A 16,572-nucleotide genomic window follows, 5' to 3' on the forward strand; every position below is an offset into this window, starting at 1 on the left:
CGTTCGTATAAGACAATCGCAACCACTCCAATTACCTCAGGAACTGTCTGTAGCCGCCGCCCATCAGGTAGCGGCCGCGTTGGATGGCGCGACGTACCTGATCGCGAAGATGGCCGCCTGGATGACGCCAATCTTCTTCGACACGGCGTCTCCCGAACAAGGCAATGGCGACCTCCTGATGAGATGCTCCCGCCAGCGAGCCATCCAAAGCCTGCAGTACAATACGCAGACGCGCTCCGCGGTGTTCCGGCGGAAAGCAAGCAGCTGACACGCGGCGGCAATCATTGATGTCGTTCAGGAACTGAAGGGCAGCGACATGGAACTTGAGGTGCTGCGGCTGAAGGATTGCGTCGACATATAGCCGCAACGGGCGGAGGACGGACGCACCGGAAACGGCGATCTGCAGACTCCGGCAGTTCTCCCTCAGCAGCACGTGCTGCATGCCCGCAGCTGTCAGCAGGATGTCCTTGCAGCATGAGAGCGAAGAAAGGTGAAGCGGTTCAAAATCGTGGTCGAGCCCCAGCGGCTCCGCGGCCGCTCGTAGAATACAGGCGCAATCGCGCGGATCCCAAAAGACCCTCGCCGATGTAGCGTCCGACTGTGGCGCGTCCGCGAAAAAGGAGGCTCCATTGTCTTAGGAAAGCTGATTCTGTCGTCAACTCGATTATCTTCATGTCGGCCTGGGTTCCGACGAAGCAGGCGGACGGTGCCATTTTGGCGTGGTCGCGCTGGAATTGTGGATTGCGCCGAAGAAACTCCCAGGCCCAGCCAGTGCGTGGCAATCGTCTGGCGTAGTGGTAAGCGTCCTGGCGACGCCAGTCCGGCCAGCATACAAGGCCGACCGTCGCTTCCTTGGGCAAACCAGCATCCTTCATGGCACAGGTGTCCACAATGGCGCTATGCTGACGGGCCTAGAACCGGTTGCCACAGTACCGGTCCGCTCAGACGTCCCCTGCTGCGGATGCGCAAAAGGCTCGCGTGGGAAATCTCGAGAAACCCAGCCACCGCCTCCGTTTTGCCGACGCACTTGGGTTCTCCGATGCGCGACAATGGCCACGTAGCAAGGCGGAGGATCCGCTCCATGCGCGTGTCCGTCACCGTTACGATCCGGGTCAGATCCTTGGCCAAGCCGAACTCGATCATGCCCGCGAAGAGCTCGTAGGTCGCCTGAGCCAGCCCGCCCGCTGCCTTCGGCGCCGACGGAGGAAGATCGAGCGCGAAACGACTGCTCTCCCATATGTCGGTGGTCGAGGGCACGACGTCAGCACCCAGCAGCACCGGGAAGGTGTCGCGCAACATTGTGGGTCCGGTGCTGGGCAAAAGACGCACGCAACCGCGAATTCGCCAGTCGGATCCTTTGAGGAGCAGATAGACAGGCTTGAGAGCATCAAACGGATCGGATTCCATCTGGTCTTCGGTATCAACTTCCCAATCGAGCCTTTCCTTGAACACCCGAAACCTGAGCCCGTGCATCTCTCTGAGCTCGCCTGCAAAATCACTGTAAAAGTCTGGTGCTATCAGTTGCATCATGGTCGCCTCCATGTGGGATGTGTTCCCGCCATCGAAGGGCAAAGCTGACAGCGATGCAGCCTGTAGAGGTTTACAGGTATCGTGGCTGAGAATCAGGATCTCGTCAGGCCGGAGGCAGCCATTCGTGCAACGGCTTGGTTGATCATTCGAACGCCAAACTTTGCCTTGGCGTTTTCCAGATGAAAGGTCACGGTGCGCTTTGAGACGCCGAGAAGCTGGCTAGTATCCCAAGCCGACTTGCCGCGCGCCGCCCATTTCAGACACTCGAACTCCCGCGGGGTGAGCGTTACACCATCCACCACGCGATGATCGGCGAGCCTGCGCCGGACATGGATATGAAAGTTGATGGCCACCAGCTGCAATGCTTTTTCGTAACGTGCCAGTGACCGCAACAGAGGCGGACGGGACTCGTCGGAAGCAAAGGTCAGGGCAGCAAACCGGCCGAGATGATCATGCATGGACATCGTCAGGCCGCCGCAGATGCCAAACTCAGCCGCACTCTCTAGAATTTGTTGCTGCGAATTCGGCAGACCGTGCCGAGCGCGATCCACACCCCAATCGAATGTATCCCAGCCTTGCAGCCCGCGCAGGATGACCGGATCGAGACTGTGGTACCGCTGTTGCAGATAACGTGACGTCCAGGATGAAGGATAGTTTGAAATCAATTGGGGGGCGTCGCCGGAGGCTGACGGGTAGGTGAAATAGGCGAATAGCGGGAAGTCGAAGCCGGCTGCAGCGGAGGCCATTGCCTCACAGAGATCGGCAGCATCAACACTTGCAGACAGTTGCTCGACGAAGTTCTCAAACACGCGATGCATGTGTCCTGTGCGTAACCTCCGTAACGCTCAATGCCAGGCAGAGACCTTGTTTTAGATGATCCCGGACGAATACGGCGCGTGCCGAGAACGTGGCTAATCTGTTGAACCAATCCGAAATAGTCTGACGTTGTCTATGAGCCGTGTGCCGCCGAGCCAGGCGGCGGCAAGCAACCGTGCCGGTCGATCGAGGCTTGTTATCGGGTGCAGATCTGCCTCATCGCGAAGTTCCAGGTATTCGACCTCGCGATAGCCTGCAGCCAGAATTGCTGCGCGAGATTCTGCAAGCGTTGGCAGGATGGGTGAGCCGCGCTCAAGCCGCTCAGCCGTCTTGAGCAGGACCGATGATAGCTTGGGAGCAACAGCGCGTTCCGCTGGCGAGAGCCGCACATTGCGCGATGATAACGCAAGACCGTCGGCTTCACGGACTGTCGGACAGGCAACAATGGTGATTGGAATATCCAGATCCCGGGCCATGCGCCTGACCAGGTGAATTTGCTGAAAGTCCTTTTCGCCAAAGAAGCCGAAGTCAGCGCTGGTCTGCAGGAAGAGCTTGGCGACGACGGTCGCCACGCCGTCGAAATGCCCCGGCCGGAATGTACCGCACAGGCCTTCGCTCACACCGCAAACCGAAACGGTGGTGGCGAAGCCCGCCGGATACATCTCCTCTGCATCTGGCGCATAAAGCAGGTGCGCGCCAACCGGTGCCAGTTTGGCGGCATCCTCGTCCTCGGTGCGGGGATACGCGGCAAGATCGGCCTGGCTGTTGAATTGCTTCGGGTTGACGAAGAGCGTCACTATCACACGGTCTGCCTTCTCGAGTGCAGCGCGCACCAGGCTGAGATGGCCCTCATGCAGGACGCCCATCGTTGGCACCAGGGCTATCCTCACACCTTCGCAGCGCCATGCGGCGACGCTTTCGCGAAGCTGGTCAACGCTCCTGACGATCGGCACGCTCACGCTGCTTCTCCGCTCTTGGTGGCGTCCGTGTCGGCGGGCTTGGGCGCATCGGCAAACACGTGCTCTGCGGCGGGAAACTGGCGCTCCTTCACCTCGCGCGCATAGGAAGCGATCGCAGCCGCAGCCGCCTCCCGGAGTTCAGCATAGCGCTTGACGAACTTGGGCCGGAAGTCGCCGAAGAGGCCCAGCATGTCGTCGACGACGAGAATCTGGCCGTCACAGGCTGCCGAGGCACCGATGCCAATGGTCGGGGTCGCCACCTCCTTGGTGATCCGGCGGGCGAGCGCCTCAGGAACCTTCTCCAGGACGACCGCAAAGGCGCCCGCTTCGCCCACCGCAATTGCGTCGCGCCTGATGCGCTCGGCATCCCCGCCCCTGCCCTGTACGCGGTAGCCACCGATGGTGTTGATGGCCTGCGGCGTCAATCCGACATGGGCCATGACGGGCACGCCGCGTGCGGCGAGGAAGCCGATCGTCTCTGCCATCGCTTCGCCGCCTTCGAGCTTGACGGCCGTGCAGCCGGTCTCGGCCATGACGCGCGCGGCATTGCGGAAAGCCTGCTCTGGGCTTTCCTCGTAGGAACCGAACGGCAGGTCGACCACCATCAGCGCCTGCTTAATGCCACGGCGCACCGCCTGGCCGTGCGTGATCATCATCTCCAGCGTGACACCGAGCGTCGAGGGCAGGCCGTGGAGAACCATGCCGACGCTGTCGCCGACGAGCACCACATCACAATGGGGATCGACAAGCCGGGCGACTGGGGTGGTGTAGGCGGTAAGGCAGACGAGCGGCGTCCCACCTTTGCGCGAACGAATATCCGGCGGTGTGATCGCCCTGGTGTCACCATAAGCGCTCATGGGACCCTCCTTCCCCTACGTTACCAGCTGCGGCTGTCGCCTTTGGCACATTTTTGTGCAGGTGCGAAGAGCAAAAAAATGGCCATGCAGCTGCGGGGTGTTGACGTGCCAATTGGCACGCTTACACTAAATCGATTAAGGTGCCCCCGAGTTGGCCAAATAATGGACGATCAGGCAATAGGACTCAGGAAAGACAGAGCCGCCGGCAAGGCCGACAACGTCAAAGTGGACTTGATCGCCTTTGTGGTCGCCGTAAACGGCAGTCAACCCTGTGTCCTCACCATCGGCCAGGCGGACACCTTGCCCTCCGGTCCCTTTGCGCTTGAGCACCGATCGCTGCAATCCGGCTTGAGGGGATGGGTCGAGCAGCAAACCGGCCATCGGCTGGGGTACATTGAGCAACTCTACACGTTCGCGGATCGGGATCGCATCGGCGCCGAGCGCCAGCAGCGCGTCATCTCCATCAGCTATCTGGCATTGACGCGCAAGGAACAGGCAGCGGGCTCGCCCAAGTGCGGATGGCAGAGTTGGTATGAATATTTTCCATGGGAGGACCACCGCTCCGGCACGCCTGCGGTCGTGCTGGACGTTCTGCGGCCGCGCCTGATCGAATGGGCAAACGGGGTTGGCGATTCGGCCACGCGACGTGAACGCTGGCAGCGGGCGACGATAGCCTTTGGCTTCGACGACCGCCTTTGGAACGAGGAACTCACGCTTCAACGCTATGAGTTAGTCTACGAAGCAGGCCTGGTCCAAGAGGCCGTAAGAGGGCGGGACGCAGGACCCCCGCCGCTGGTGCCCAGCAAGTCCATGGTCGCCGATCATCGCCGCATCGTGGCGACCGGCATTGCGCGGCTGCGCTCCAAGATCAAATACCGCCCAGTCGTCTTTGAGCTGATGCCGCCGGTCTTCACGCTTTTGCAGCTGCAGCGAACCGTGGAGGCGCTCGCCGGCAGGCTCATCCACAAGCCGAACTTTCGCCGACTGATCGAACAGCAGGAGCTGGTCGAGGAGACCGGAGAGGCCACCACTGAGACCGGCGGCCGGCCAGCGAAGCTTTTCCGTTTCCGCCACGCCGTTCTCGACGATAGGCTCATCGCCGGGACAAAATTGCCGCTGGCGCGGGGTTGACATCCCTTATACTCACAGCAAGTATATGCTGGTTATTTTCAGTTAGAGTATAAGCGGGAGGGGGTCGATGGGCGCCATGCTGCCTACGGCCGCGTTGCTCTACGAGCGCGTCCGACGAGTGATCCCGCCGATTGAATGGCCGGCTTTCGCAGAGGATATCGAGGCGATCCTTGCGCTGAAGCGCGAGCGCAACGCGATCATCCTGGCGCACAATTATCAGACGCCCGAGATCTTCCACTGCGTGGCCGACATCGTCGGCGACAGCTTGGCACTAGCCCGCACGGCTGCGACGGTCGAGGCGCAAGTCATCGTGCTGGCCGGCGTCCATTTCATGGCCGAAACGGCCAAGCTCCTCAATCCGGGCAAGACCGTGCTCATTCCGGATCTCAGCGCCGGTTGCTCGTTGGCGGACTCAATCACGGCAGAAGACGTGCGCTTGATGCGCCAGCGTTATCCCGGCGTTCCGATCATCACTTATGTAAATACGTCCGCCGAAGTGAAGGCCGAGTCGGATATCTGCTGTACATCCGGCAACGCCAAGGCGGTCGTCGAATCCCTTGGGGTTCTCCGGGTGATCATGTTGCCGGACGAATATCTGGCCCAGAATATCGCCGCTCAGACAGATGTGCAGATCATCGCCTGGAAAGGGCGTTGCGAGGTGCATGAGCGCTTTACACCGGCCGACATCCGCGAGTTGCGCGAAAGCCATCCCGGCGTGGTCGTGCTCGCCCATCCCGAATGCCCGCCCGACGTCGTGGCTGAAGCAGATTTTTCCGGCTCGACGGCTGCCATGTCCGACTATGTCGAAAGGCAAAGGCCGCCACGTGTCGTGCTGATGACGGAATGCTCAATGAGCGACAACGTCGCGTTAGCGCACCCAGAGGTCGAGTTCATCCGGCCCTGCAATTTGTGCCCGCATATGAAGCGGATCACGCTTGCCAACATCCGCACGGCGCTCGAGCAGAACCACCATGTCGTAACCGTCGAACCCGGGATCGCCGGGCGCGCGCGGCTAGCGGTCGAACGGATGCTGGCAGTTTGAGCGCCGACCTCCGCAGCTTCTTCGGGCGGCCCATCATCATCGGCGGCGGCATCGCCGGACTGATGACCGCGCTTCAACTGTCGCCGGAGCCGGTGCTTCTTCTGTCAAGGTCGCTGCTGGGAGCTGACAACTCGAGCACCTGGGCCCAGGGGGGCCTGGCTGCAAGTTTCGGCGAAGACGACGATCCGGCAATGCACCTGGCCGATACGGTTGCCGCCGGGGATGGTCTCTGCGACAGAGACGTGGCGAGCCGCATCCTCCAAGCCGCGCCCAAGGCCATAGAGGGGCTTGCGGGCTTTGGGGTTCGCTTTGACCGCACGCCGGAAGGATCACTGTGCCTCGGATTGGAGGCCGCACACAGCCGACGTCGCATCGTTCATGCGCATGGGGACGGCACCGGGCGTGAGATCATGCGTGCGCTGATCGCGGCTGTGCGTTCCACTCCGTCGATAGTTGTCGTGGAGGGCGTGGAAGCGCGCCGGCTCGCCGTGCGAGAGAATGCGATCCGAGGCGTCTGGGCGAGCTGTTCGATCGCACCTTTCTTCTTCGGCTCACGGCGGGTGGTTCTCGCCACCGGTGGCATCGGGGGACTGTTTCTCGACACCACGAACCCTTGGGGCAGTTGCGGACAAGGCCTTGCGCTTGCGGCCCGCGCTGGAGCTGTCCTAGCCGACCTCGAATTCATTCAGTTCCACCCGACCGCGCTTGACGGCCCAAAACGCCCTATGGCGCTGGTCAGCGAGGCTGTGCGAGGCGAAGGTGCTGCCCTGATCGATGAAACCGGCCAGGCTTTTCTCCAGAGCGTGCCCGGGGCGGAACTTGCGCCTCGCGATGTCTTGGCCCGCGCCGTGTGGAACCATCTTGCGGACGGCCACCATGTTTTTCTCGATGCCCGACAACGGCCAGGCCCGGCATTCGCTCGACATTTCCCGACAATCGCATCAGCCTGCCTTGGAGCGGGCATCAATCCCGCGCGCGATCTCATCCCCATTCGTCCGGCCCAACACTACCACATGGGTGGCGTTGCCGTGGACAGCTCGGGCAGGACCTCCGTCAAGGGGCTGTGGGCCTGCGGCGAAGTCGCTTCGACAGGACTGCATGGCGCCAACAGGCTCGCCAGCAATTCCTTGACGGAGGCAATCGTGTGCGCCCGCTGGGTCGCTGAAAGCGTCGCCGGAACGCCTGCGCGCAGAACAAGGCCTGCGTTTGCGAACGTTTACCCACCGCCCGCTCCGATAGCCGTGCGCGTTTTTCTGTCGCGCGCACTCGGCATCGTCCGGGATGGTCAAGCGTTGAAAGCAGCCGCGCGTGCCTTATTGCCGCTCGCCGAAAGCAAGGATGCGGTCTCGGATCCGGCGGCTGTCGGGCTAATGATTGCTGTTGCCGCCTTGTTGCGCGAAGAAAGCCGCGGCGCTCATTACCGGACAGATTTTCCTCATCATGCGACTGCCGCCCGACGGTCCGAAATCACGCTCGAAGCCGCCTTGGCGGCTGCGCGGGAACTCGGACACTCGCCAAGCTCCGAAGGTGCAAAGGGATGATGCTCTCACCGCTCCCCACGGTCCTGCTTGAGCCGCTTGTACGGGCATCTCTTCTTGAAGACCTTGGCAGAGCCGGCGACTTGACCACGGACGCCATCGTCCCGAAGGAATGCCAAGCGGGAACCGTGTTGGTGGCGCGACAGTCCGGAGTTGTCGCCGGCATCGATCTGGCGATGCTCGCTTTCGGCTTGATTGATCCTGGTGTCGAAATCTCCGTGGAGCGGGCAGACGGCTGCAATGTCGTGGATGGAGAGGTCATTGCATCAGTGGTTGGCCCGGCCCGGGCCATTCTCACAGCCGAAAGGACGGCACTCAATTTTTTGTGCCATCTGAGCGGCATCGCCACAGCAACGGCATCGATGGTCGCTGCGGTTCGTGGATATGGCGCGAAGATCGTCTGCACCCGCAAGACGACGCCCGGATTGCGGGCAGTCGAAAAGTATGCCGTGCGCGCAGGTGGCGGGTCCAATCACCGCTTCGGCCTGGACGATGCAATTTTGATCAAGGACAACCACATCGCCATCGCAGGCGGCGTCCGGCCAGCGCTCGAGCGAGCACGAAGAGCGGCCGGTCATCTCGTCAAGATCGAAGTCGAGGTCGATACTCTGGCCCAGTTGGAGGAGGTACTTGGCTTCGCTCCCGATGCGGTTCTGCTCGACAACATGTCCCTCCCCGATCTTCGCCGCGCCGTCGCAATGGTCGGTGGCCGCGCTATCACCGAGGCTTCTGGCGGGATCACGTCGCATACAGCGCGAGCGGTTGCCGCGACCGGCGTTGATCTGATTTCGGTCGGCCGACTCATCCACAGCGCGCCGATCCTGGATATCGGCCTCGACCATCGGGGCTCATGATTGTCTGAGTAACGAACAGGATTGGGTCAACTGTCCTTTCCGATCATCATAGTCAGATAGCAAAGACCCGCAAGACAGACCGGAGGAACAGCATGGAGATGCAAACGGCAAGTTCAACGCAGACACCGCCACAGGCCAAATCTCTTGACCCCCCTGACCCTGGAGCGTGGACCTTGGAGAAGGCTCAGGCACTTTACCATGCCCCCTTCAACAATCTCCTCTTCCTGGCGCAAACGGTGCACCGCCAGAATTTCGATCCAAACAAGGTCCAGCTCAGCCGGCTGCTCAGCATCAAGACCGGAGGATGCCCGGAGGATTGTGGCTATTGCAGCCAGTCGGCGCGTCACGAAACCGGGTTGGAGGCGTCCAAGCTGATGGATGTCAGGCGCGTCATCGCCGAAGCGACCAAGGCGCGTGATGCCGGCGCCACGCGTTATTGCATGGGCGCGGCCTGGCGAAACCCCAAGGCGCGCGACATGGATGCGGTGGTGGCGATGGTCGAAGGCGTCAAGGCGCTGGGCCTGGAGACCTGCATGACACTCGGCATGCTCGATCTTGAGCAAGCCGCTCGACTGAAGCAGGCGGGCCTCGACTACTACAACCACAACATCGATACGTCAGAACGCTACTATAGCGAGATCATCGGTACGCGGAGCTTTGCCGAGCGGCTCGAGACGCTTGACCACGTTCGCAAATCCGGCATCAAGGTCTGCTGTGGAGGCATTGTCGGCATGGGCGAGGAGCCGGTGGACCGGATCGACATGCTGGTGACGCTGGCCAATCTGCCGGAACATCCGCAAAGCGTTCCGATCAACATGCTGATCCCGATCGCCGGTACGCCGCTTGCAGACGCCAAGCCCATTGAGCCGATCGAATTCGTGCGCGTGATCGCGCTGGCGCGCATCATGATGCCGAAATCGCATGTCCGTCTGTCCGCCGGCCGCACCGCGATGACTGACGAGATGCAGGCGCTGTGCTTTTTTGCCGGCGCCAACTCGATCTTCTTCGGCGACACGCTGCTGACGGCGGACAATCCCGGTGAGGACAAGGATACCCTGCTGTTCCGGCGCCTTGGCATCGATCCGATGGAACTCGAGGCGCAATGAACGGGGCGCCGCTTGCCCGTTATGATGCGACCTTGCAGGGGCTAGCGCGCAAGGACCGGCTGCGGACGCTTTCGCCCCGCGCCGGGCTGGACTTCTCGTCGAACGACTATCTCGGGCTGGCCGCGTCCAGAAGACTTGGCGATGCGGTTGTGGCGGCGATTGCGCGGGGCACGCCGGTTGGCGCCACCGGGTCGCGGCTGTTGCGCGGCAATGCACCGGAACACGAGCAGCTCGAGGCAGACGCGGCGGCATTCTTTGGAGCCGACCGCGCGCTGTTCTTCGGCAGCGGCTACATCGCCAACTTCGCTCTGCTGAGCGCCCTGCCGCAGAAGGGCGATCTTTTGGTTGTCGATCAGCTCGCCCATGCCAGCATGCATGAGGGTGCGCAGGCCGGGCGCGCACAGTTCGTGCTGGCCGCGCACAACGACGCCACCGCTGTCGAGGATGCGATTACACGTTGGCGCGTCGCAGGCGGCATGGGATGCGTCTGGATCGCGGTGGAAAGCCTTTACAGCATGGATGGCGACTGCGCGCCTTTGGAGAGCCTGGTCGCACTTGCCGATCGGCACGGCGCATTCATCGTCATTGATGAGGCGCATGCCACCGGCGTCTGGGGACCGGATGGCCGGGGGCTTGCCGCCGATTTCGAGGGCCGCGACAACATCATAGCGCTCCACACCTGCGGCAAGGCGCTCGGCGCATCTGGTGGGCTCGTCACCGGGCCGAGGGCACTGTGCGAATATCTGATCAACCGTTGCCGGCCATTCATCTACGCAACCGCGCCATCGCCACTGATGGCGGTCGTGGCGCGCGAATCACTCGCAATGCTCGCCGACGAGCCTATGCGGCGTGTTCAGCTGCATGAACGCGTCGCCAGCGCCGGCCGGTTGGTCAATCGCTGGGGTGTGACACCAAGTGGCTCTCAGATCCAGCCCTTAGTAATCGGCGATGTCAGGCGCACCATGGCAGTGGCGGCGCGCCTGCAGGCCCGCGGCTTCGACATACGCGGCGTTCGTCCTCCGACCGTGCCCGAGGGCACGTCGCGGCTGCGCATCTCACTGACGCTCAATATTGGCGAAGCCGACATTTCCGCCATGGTCGAGGCGCTGGTCGAGGTGTTGGCCGAAACATCACCGGAGGCGATATGACCCAACGCATCGTCATCACCGGAACGGATACCGGAGTTGGCAAGACCGTGTTTGCGGCTGGGCTCGCCGGTTTGCTGGACGGCTTTTACTGGAAACCGGTGCAATCGGGCCTCGACGGCGAGACCGACAGCGAGGTTGTCGCGCGGCTTGCCGGCTTGCCCTCAGAGCGCGTGCTGCCGGAAGCCTACCGCTTGCGGAGCCCGCTGTCGCCGCATCGTTCGGCCGAGATCGACGGCGTGGCGATCAAGGCTGCCGATCTTGCTTTTCCCGTCCTACCGACGCCGCTCGTCATCGAAGGCTCCGGCGGCCTAATGGTGCCGCTCAACCGGCGCACAAGGTTAATCGACATCTTCGCTGAATGGCGGCTGCCCGTTATTCTGTGCGCCCGCACCACACTCGGCACCATCAACCACACCTTGCTATCGGTCGAGGCGCTCCGCGCCCGCTCCATCCCGTTGGCGGGCATCGCTTTCATCGGCGATGAGATGGCCGATACGCAACGGACCATCGTGGAATTCAGCGGTGCCCCGCAGCTCGGCAGGCTGCCGCACCTCGATGTGCTGACGGGGAAAACACTGAGGGACGCAATGGTTGCCGGCTTTGCCTTCGCCTCGATTACTGGAGGTGACTGATGTCGCAGTCTCATGTGTGGCATCCCTTCACCCAGCACGCACTCGAGCCTGCGATCCCAGAAATCGTCCTGACTGAGGGCGCCTATCTCCACAGGGCCGACGGCGCCCGCATCCTGGACGCCATCTCCTCCTGGTGGGTCGTCACACATGGCCACCGCCATCCCCGCATCATGAAGGCAATCGAGACAACCGCGTCGAGCCTCGACCAGATTATCTTTGCGGGCTTCACGCACGAGCCGGCAGAGCGCTTGGCCAAGGCGCTTGTCGGCCTCGCTCCCGCTGGACTCGACTGGGTGTTCTATTCCGACAGTGGCTCGACCTCAGTCGAAGTCGCGCTGAAGATGGCGCTCGGTTATTTCCGCAACATCGGCGCGCCGCGCTCTCGCATCGTCGTCATGGAGCATAGCTATCATGGTGACACGATTGGAACGATGAGCGTCGGTGCGCGTGGCGTCTTCAACGCCGCCTATGAACCCTTGCTGTTCGAGGTCGACATCATCCCCTTTCCGGCCGCGGGGCACGAGCAGGAGACTCTGGATCGTTTCGAGGCTGTGACCCGCGATCGACGAGCCGCAGCCTTGATCGTCGAGCCGCTGGTGCTGGGCGCCGGCGGCATGCTGATGTATCCAGCATCGGTTCTGGCCGAATTGAAGAAGATCACTGAGGCCTCCGGCTCGCTGCTGATCGCCGACGAGGTGATGACCGGCTGGGGACGCACCGGAACCATGTTCGCCTGCGAGCAGGCATCGATTTCTCCAGATATCCTGTGCACCTCCAAAGGCTTGACCGGCGGCACCATCCCGCTGGCCGTAACGCTTGTCACCGATGCCATCTTCCGGGCGCACTATTCCGAGGACCGGAAGAAGACGTTTTTCCATTCGAGCTCCTACACCGCCAATCCGATTGCCTGTGCGGCAGCACTCGCCAATGTCGAGATCTGGCGCGACGAGCCAGTGGCCGGGCGGATCACGGCCTTGAGCGTGATGCAGGCCGTCGGGCTGCAACGCTTTCGGGACAATCCATATTTTGCCGACTGTCGAGCCACGGGAACGATCGCGGCGCTCGACCTGCGAACCGGTTCAGCAGGTTATCTCGCCGAGATTGGTCCGAAGCTGCGCGCTTTCTTCCTCGAGCGCGGCCTACTTGTGCGCCCGCTCGGCAATGTCCTCTACCTTCTGCCACCCTATTGCATCGCAGGCGACGAGCTCGAACGACTATATGACGCCATCGAGGAGGCCGGGGAACGCTTCGGGTCAAGGCCATGAGCAAGTCGTCGCGCATTCTCGGACTTGGCCATCACGTGCCTGGGCGCAAGGTGGCCAATGCCGAGATCGAGAGCAATCTCGGCCTCGAGCCGGGCTGGATCGAAAGGCGTACCGGAATCCGTTCGCGCTTCTGGGCAACGGACGAAGACACGCTGTCGGGTCTTGCCACCCGGGCTGGCGACATGGCGCTGGTGAACGCCGGTATTGCGCGCCACGACATCGGTCTGCTGTTGCTTGCCACCTCGACGCCCGACCATCTTCTGCCGCCAAGCGCGCCGCTGGTCGCACACAAGCTTGGCCTTGGCCGCGCAGGCGCGGTCGATCTGACCGGCGCCTGCGCCGGCTTCATCTATGCGCTCATGTTTGCGGACGGGTTCACCCGCCTGCATGGCAAACCAGCGCTGGTCATCGCCGCCAACATCCTCAGCCGCCGCATCAATCCAGCCGAGCGCGCGAGCTCAGTCTTGTTCGCCGATGCCGCCGGCGCCCTGGTGATCGGTCAGTGCGATGATGCTGATCGGGGCATTCTCGGTGCCTCGGTGGCTTCGGACGGCTCGCGCTACGGGCTGATCCAGATTCCCGCAGGAGGAAGCAACACGCCGTTCCATGGCGACCTCGACCTCGGGCAGACCCGGATGACGATGACCGACGGGCCCGAAGTGTTCGCAAAGGCCGTCGAGATGATGACCGATTGCTCGACAGCCGCGCTAGCCACTGCGGGAGTGCGGCCACACAATGTCGGCCGGTTTGTGCCGCATCAGGCCAATACTCGGATTTTCGGCGCGGTCGGAAGAAACCTCGGCATTGCGGACCAAGCAATTGTCAAGACGATTGCCGAATACGGCAACTCTTCGGCCGCGACGGTCCCGCTGTCGCTCTCGCTCGCCAACCAGATGAAGCCATTCCAGCCAGGAGAGAAAATCCTTCTGGCGGCGGCGGGTGCGGGTCTCAGCGGCGGCGCTCTCGTGGTTGGAATCTAGCCGGCCGGCTCACGCGCGCAGGATTGGTCATGAATGGCAATAGGAGCAACAGAACCAATGCCAAAAAATGGCCTTCTGAAGCTCGACATGACCAAGCTGACGCAGCACGACCCGTGCGAGCCTCTGGATGAGTTCAAATGCAACACCCGTTGCACCAATCGTACCATCTGAATAAAGCTCAATTACAAAGGGTGAGCCGCCCCATATATGTCGGATACCCGACATTGCTCACATAAAAGGCTCGATGCTTACACGCTCTTTGCTGGCTGCTCTTTGCTGTCTTCTCTTTTCTCTTTGCTCTTTGCTCTTCCGTCTTGACTAGCAGGAGCCTGCGGCTTATCTCATTGCCGCGTTAGCACTCGCTTCGGCTGAGTGCTAGGCATGCTCCGGCAACGGAGCACCGTTCAACATCCGCACCAAGGAAATCCAAAAATGGCAAAGTCGAATTTCCGGCCGCTGCATGACCGCGTGGTCGTACGCCGGGTCGAATCCGAATCCAAGACCGCCGGCGGGATCATCATCCCGGATACGGCGAAGGAAAAGCCGCAGGAAGGCGAGATCATCGCCGTCGGCTCCGGCGCTCGCGACGAAGCCGGCAAGCTGGTCCCGCTGGACGTCAAGGCCGGCGACCGCATCCTGTTCGGCAAGTGGTCGGGCACCGAAGTCAAGCTCAATGGCGAAGACCTTCTGATCATGAAGGAATCCGACATTATGGGCATCATCGGCTGATTATCGGCCTCACCGTCAACTGAATTTCGGGCTTGATCGCAAGCCCCTGCCAGGAGCTAAAAAATGGCTGCCAAAGACGTAAAATTCTCCCGCGACGCGCGCGAGCGCATGCTTCACGGCATCAACATCCTCGCCGACGCGGTGAAGGTGACCCTCGGCCCCAAGGGCCGCAACGTCGTCATCGACAAGTCGTTCGGCGCACCGCGCATCACCAAGGACGGCGTCACCGTCGCCAAGGAAATCGAACTTTCCGACAAGTTCGAAAACATGGGCGCGCAGATGATCCGCGAAGTTGCTTCGAAGACCAACGACATCGCCGGTGATGGCACCACGACCGCGACCGTCCTGGCGCAGTCGATCGTCCAGGAAGGTAACAAGGCCGTTGCCGCCGGCATGAACCCGATGGACCTGAAGCGCGGCATCGACTTGGCCGTGACCGAAGTGGTCGCGGCTCTCGGCAACGCTGCCAAGAAGATCAAGACCTCCGAGGAAGTTGCCCAGGTCGGCACGATCGCCGGCAATGGCGACGAGTCGGTCGGCAAGATGATCGCCGAAGCGATGCAGAAGGTCGGCAATGAAGGCGTCATCACGGTTGAAGAAGCCAAGACCGCCGAGACCGAGTTGGAAGTCGTCGAAGGCATGCAGTTCGACCGCGGCTATCTCTCGCCCTACTTCGTCACCAACGCCGACAAGATGGTTGCCGAGCTCGAGGACGTCTACATCCTCCTGCACGAGAAGAAGCTGTCCAACCTCCAGGCCATGCTGCCGGTTCTCGAAGCCGTCGTGCAGACCTCCAAGCCGCTGCTCATCATCTCGGAAGACGTCGAAGGCGAGGCTCTGGCCACGCTGGTCGTCAACAAGCTGCGCGGTGGCCTGAAGATCGCCGCCGTCAAGGCGCCGGGCTTCGGTGATCGCCGCAAGGCCATGCTGGAAGACATCGCCATCCTGACCGGTGGCCAGGTCATTTCGGAAGACCTCGGCATCAAGCTCGAGAATGTCGGCCTCAACATGCTCGGCCGCGCCAAGAAGGTGTCGATCTCCAAGGAGAACACCACCATTGTCGACGGCGCCGGCAAGAAGGACGAGATCCAGGGCCGCGTTGCCCAGATCAAGCAGCAGATCGAAGAGACCACGTCGGACTACGACAAGGAGAAGCTGCAGGAACGTCTGGCGAAGCTCGCGGGCGGCGTCGCGGTGATCCGCGTCGGCGGCGCGACGGAAGTCGAAGTCAAGGAAAAGAAGGACCGCGTCGACGACGCCCTCAACGCGACCCGCGCGGCCGTGGAAGAAGGCATCGTTGCAGGCGGCGGCGTCGCACTGCTGCGCGCTTCGGCCAACATCAAGGTGACCGGCGTCAATGCCGACCAGGCTGCCGGCATCAACATCGTTCGTCGTGCACTGCAGGCTCCGGCCCGTCAGATCGCTTCGAACGCAGGTGCGGAAGCTTCGATCGTTGCCGGCAAGATCCTCGACAACAAGGGCGCGACCTACGGCTACAACGCCCAGACCGGCGAATATGGCGACATGATCGCCATGGGTATCGTCGATCCGGTCAAGGTCGTTCGCACTGCCCTCCAGGACGCGGCCTCGGTCGCCGGCCTGCTCGTCACCACCGAAGCCATGATCGCGGAGGCTCCGAAGAAGGAGTCAGCTGGCGGCGGCATGCCTGGCGGCATGGGCGGCGGCGGTATGGGCGGCATGGGCGGGATGGGCGGTATGGATTTTTAATCCAGCCCCTATCAACTTACAGCGGACAGGGCGGCAGCAATGCCGCCCTTTCCTTGTGTGCCGAACATGATCGAAACCTTGGAGTGCGTCCCGAGGATCTCGTTCGAGCCTCACCGCATGGTCGAGAATTAGGATCTTGTCTGATCGAGCAATTCGCGGGCTCAACCTGGTCAAACCGGCGCCCCCTACGAACTGCCCGATCCTTGAGGATTCCGCTGCGCGACAATCACGATGATTCATTCAGTTGGTAGCTATAG

General features: G+C 62.0%; 17 protein-coding genes. 11 read left to right on the plus strand and 6 right to left on the minus strand.

The annotated features are described in order from the left end of the window. Positions 1 to 31: 31 nt before the first annotated feature. The 6 genes from NL532_RS29505 to panB all read right to left on the minus strand — a co-directional run bounded on the left by NL532_RS29505 (position 32) and on the right by panB (position 4,162). Positions 32 to 442, minus strand: a complete 411-nt coding sequence (locus NL532_RS29505; RefSeq protein ID WP_023673629.1) for a DUF2285 domain-containing protein — start codon at positions 440 to 442, stop codon at positions 32 to 34. 58 nt (positions 443 to 500) lie between these two features. After that, complete coding sequence (locus NL532_RS32305) at positions 501 to 875, minus strand: transcriptional regulator domain-containing protein (protein ID WP_352461172.1); 375 nt, start codon at positions 873 to 875, stop codon at positions 501 to 503. A 22-nt stretch (positions 876 to 897) separates the two neighbouring features. Beyond that, positions 898 to 1,530 carry an acyl-homoserine-lactone synthase gene (locus NL532_RS29510; RefSeq protein WP_031197522.1) on the minus strand — a complete coding sequence of 211 codons (633 nt, stop codon included), beginning with the start codon at positions 1,528 to 1,530 and terminating at the stop codon, positions 898 to 900. A gap of 92 nt (positions 1,531 to 1,622) precedes the next feature. Further along, the gene (locus tag NL532_RS29515; RefSeq protein WP_286487835.1) at positions 1,623 to 2,348 is read right to left on the minus strand and encodes a LuxR family transcriptional regulator; all 726 of its coding nucleotides are present in this window, start codon (positions 2,346 to 2,348) and stop codon (positions 1,623 to 1,625) included. 93 nt (positions 2,349 to 2,441) lie between these two features. Next, on the minus strand, positions 2,442 to 3,305 hold the full coding sequence (gene panC / locus NL532_RS29520; protein ID WP_023740408.1) for a pantoate--beta-alanine ligase: 864 nt from the start codon (positions 3,303 to 3,305) through the stop codon (positions 2,442 to 2,444). Next, positions 3,302 to 4,162: a 3-methyl-2-oxobutanoate hydroxymethyltransferase gene (gene panB, locus NL532_RS29525; RefSeq protein ID WP_023707031.1), complete on the minus strand. Its 861-nt coding sequence runs from the start codon at positions 4,160 to 4,162 to the stop codon at positions 3,302 to 3,304. Before panB ends, panC begins: the two co-directional genes overlap by 4 nt. Before the next feature lie 162 nt (positions 4,163 to 4,324). Here panB and NL532_RS29530 point away from each other — a divergent pair, with 162 nt between their 5' ends. The 11 genes from NL532_RS29530 (at position 4,325) to groL (ending at position 16,315) form a co-directional block, all read left to right on the plus strand. Continuing rightward, a complete protein-coding gene (locus tag NL532_RS29530) occupies positions 4,325 to 5,293 on the plus strand; it encodes an NUDIX hydrolase (RefSeq protein ID WP_023673634.1) in 969 nt (322 codons plus the stop codon). A gap of 67 nt (positions 5,294 to 5,360) precedes the next feature. Next, positions 5,361 to 6,335, plus strand: a complete 975-nt coding sequence (nadA, locus tag NL532_RS29535) for a quinolinate synthase NadA (protein ID WP_023673635.1) — start codon at positions 5,361 to 5,363, stop codon at positions 6,333 to 6,335. Then, positions 6,332 to 7,876: an L-aspartate oxidase gene (locus NL532_RS29540; protein ID WP_023830164.1), complete on the plus strand. Its 1,545-nt coding sequence runs from the start codon at positions 6,332 to 6,334 to the stop codon at positions 7,874 to 7,876. Before nadA ends, NL532_RS29540 begins: the two co-directional genes overlap by 4 nt. Continuing rightward, a complete protein-coding gene (gene nadC / locus NL532_RS29545; RefSeq protein WP_023673637.1) occupies positions 7,873 to 8,727 on the plus strand; it encodes a carboxylating nicotinate-nucleotide diphosphorylase in 855 nt (284 codons plus the stop codon). The genes NL532_RS29540 and nadC overlap by 4 nt, the downstream gene beginning before the upstream one ends. 92 nt (positions 8,728 to 8,819) lie before the next feature. Continuing rightward, positions 8,820 to 9,833 (plus strand): biotin synthase BioB, encoded by a 1,014-nt coding sequence (gene bioB, locus NL532_RS29550; protein WP_031203143.1) that lies wholly within the window; start codon positions 8,820 to 8,822, stop codon positions 9,831 to 9,833. Beyond that, positions 9,830 to 10,981 carry an 8-amino-7-oxononanoate synthase gene (locus NL532_RS29555; protein ID WP_023830163.1) on the plus strand — a complete coding sequence of 384 codons (1,152 nt, stop codon included), beginning with the start codon at positions 9,830 to 9,832 and terminating at the stop codon, positions 10,979 to 10,981. Before bioB ends, NL532_RS29555 begins: the two co-directional genes overlap by 4 nt. Next, positions 10,978 to 11,613, plus strand: a complete 636-nt coding sequence (gene bioD, locus NL532_RS29560; protein ID WP_023673640.1) for a dethiobiotin synthase — start codon at positions 10,978 to 10,980, stop codon at positions 11,611 to 11,613. Before NL532_RS29555 ends, bioD begins: the two co-directional genes overlap by 4 nt. After that, a complete protein-coding gene (locus tag NL532_RS29565) occupies positions 11,613 to 12,878 on the plus strand; it encodes an adenosylmethionine--8-amino-7-oxononanoate transaminase (protein WP_023673641.1) in 1,266 nt (421 codons plus the stop codon). The genes bioD and NL532_RS29565 overlap by 1 nt, the downstream gene beginning before the upstream one ends. Beyond that, the gene (bioZ, locus tag NL532_RS29570) at positions 12,875 to 13,858 is read left to right on the plus strand and encodes a 3-oxopimeloyl-[acyl-carrier-protein] synthase BioZ (RefSeq protein WP_023685574.1); all 984 of its coding nucleotides are present in this window, start codon (positions 12,875 to 12,877) and stop codon (positions 13,856 to 13,858) included. Before NL532_RS29565 ends, bioZ begins: the two co-directional genes overlap by 4 nt. Positions 13,859 to 14,290: 432 nt before the next feature. After that, positions 14,291 to 14,587, plus strand: a complete 297-nt coding sequence (gene groES / locus NL532_RS29575; RefSeq protein WP_019863563.1) for a co-chaperone GroES — start codon at positions 14,291 to 14,293, stop codon at positions 14,585 to 14,587. Between the two features lie 63 nt (positions 14,588 to 14,650). Further along, entirely contained in the window at positions 14,651 to 16,315 is a 1,665-nt protein-coding gene (groL, locus tag NL532_RS29580) for a chaperonin GroEL (protein WP_286460910.1), read from the plus strand. The last annotated feature ends 257 nt before the right edge of the window (positions 16,316 to 16,572 follow it).

It is taken from the genome of Mesorhizobium sp. C120A, from assembly GCF_030323105.1.
Classification (GTDB): domain Bacteria; phylum Pseudomonadota; class Alphaproteobacteria; order Rhizobiales; family Rhizobiaceae; genus Mesorhizobium.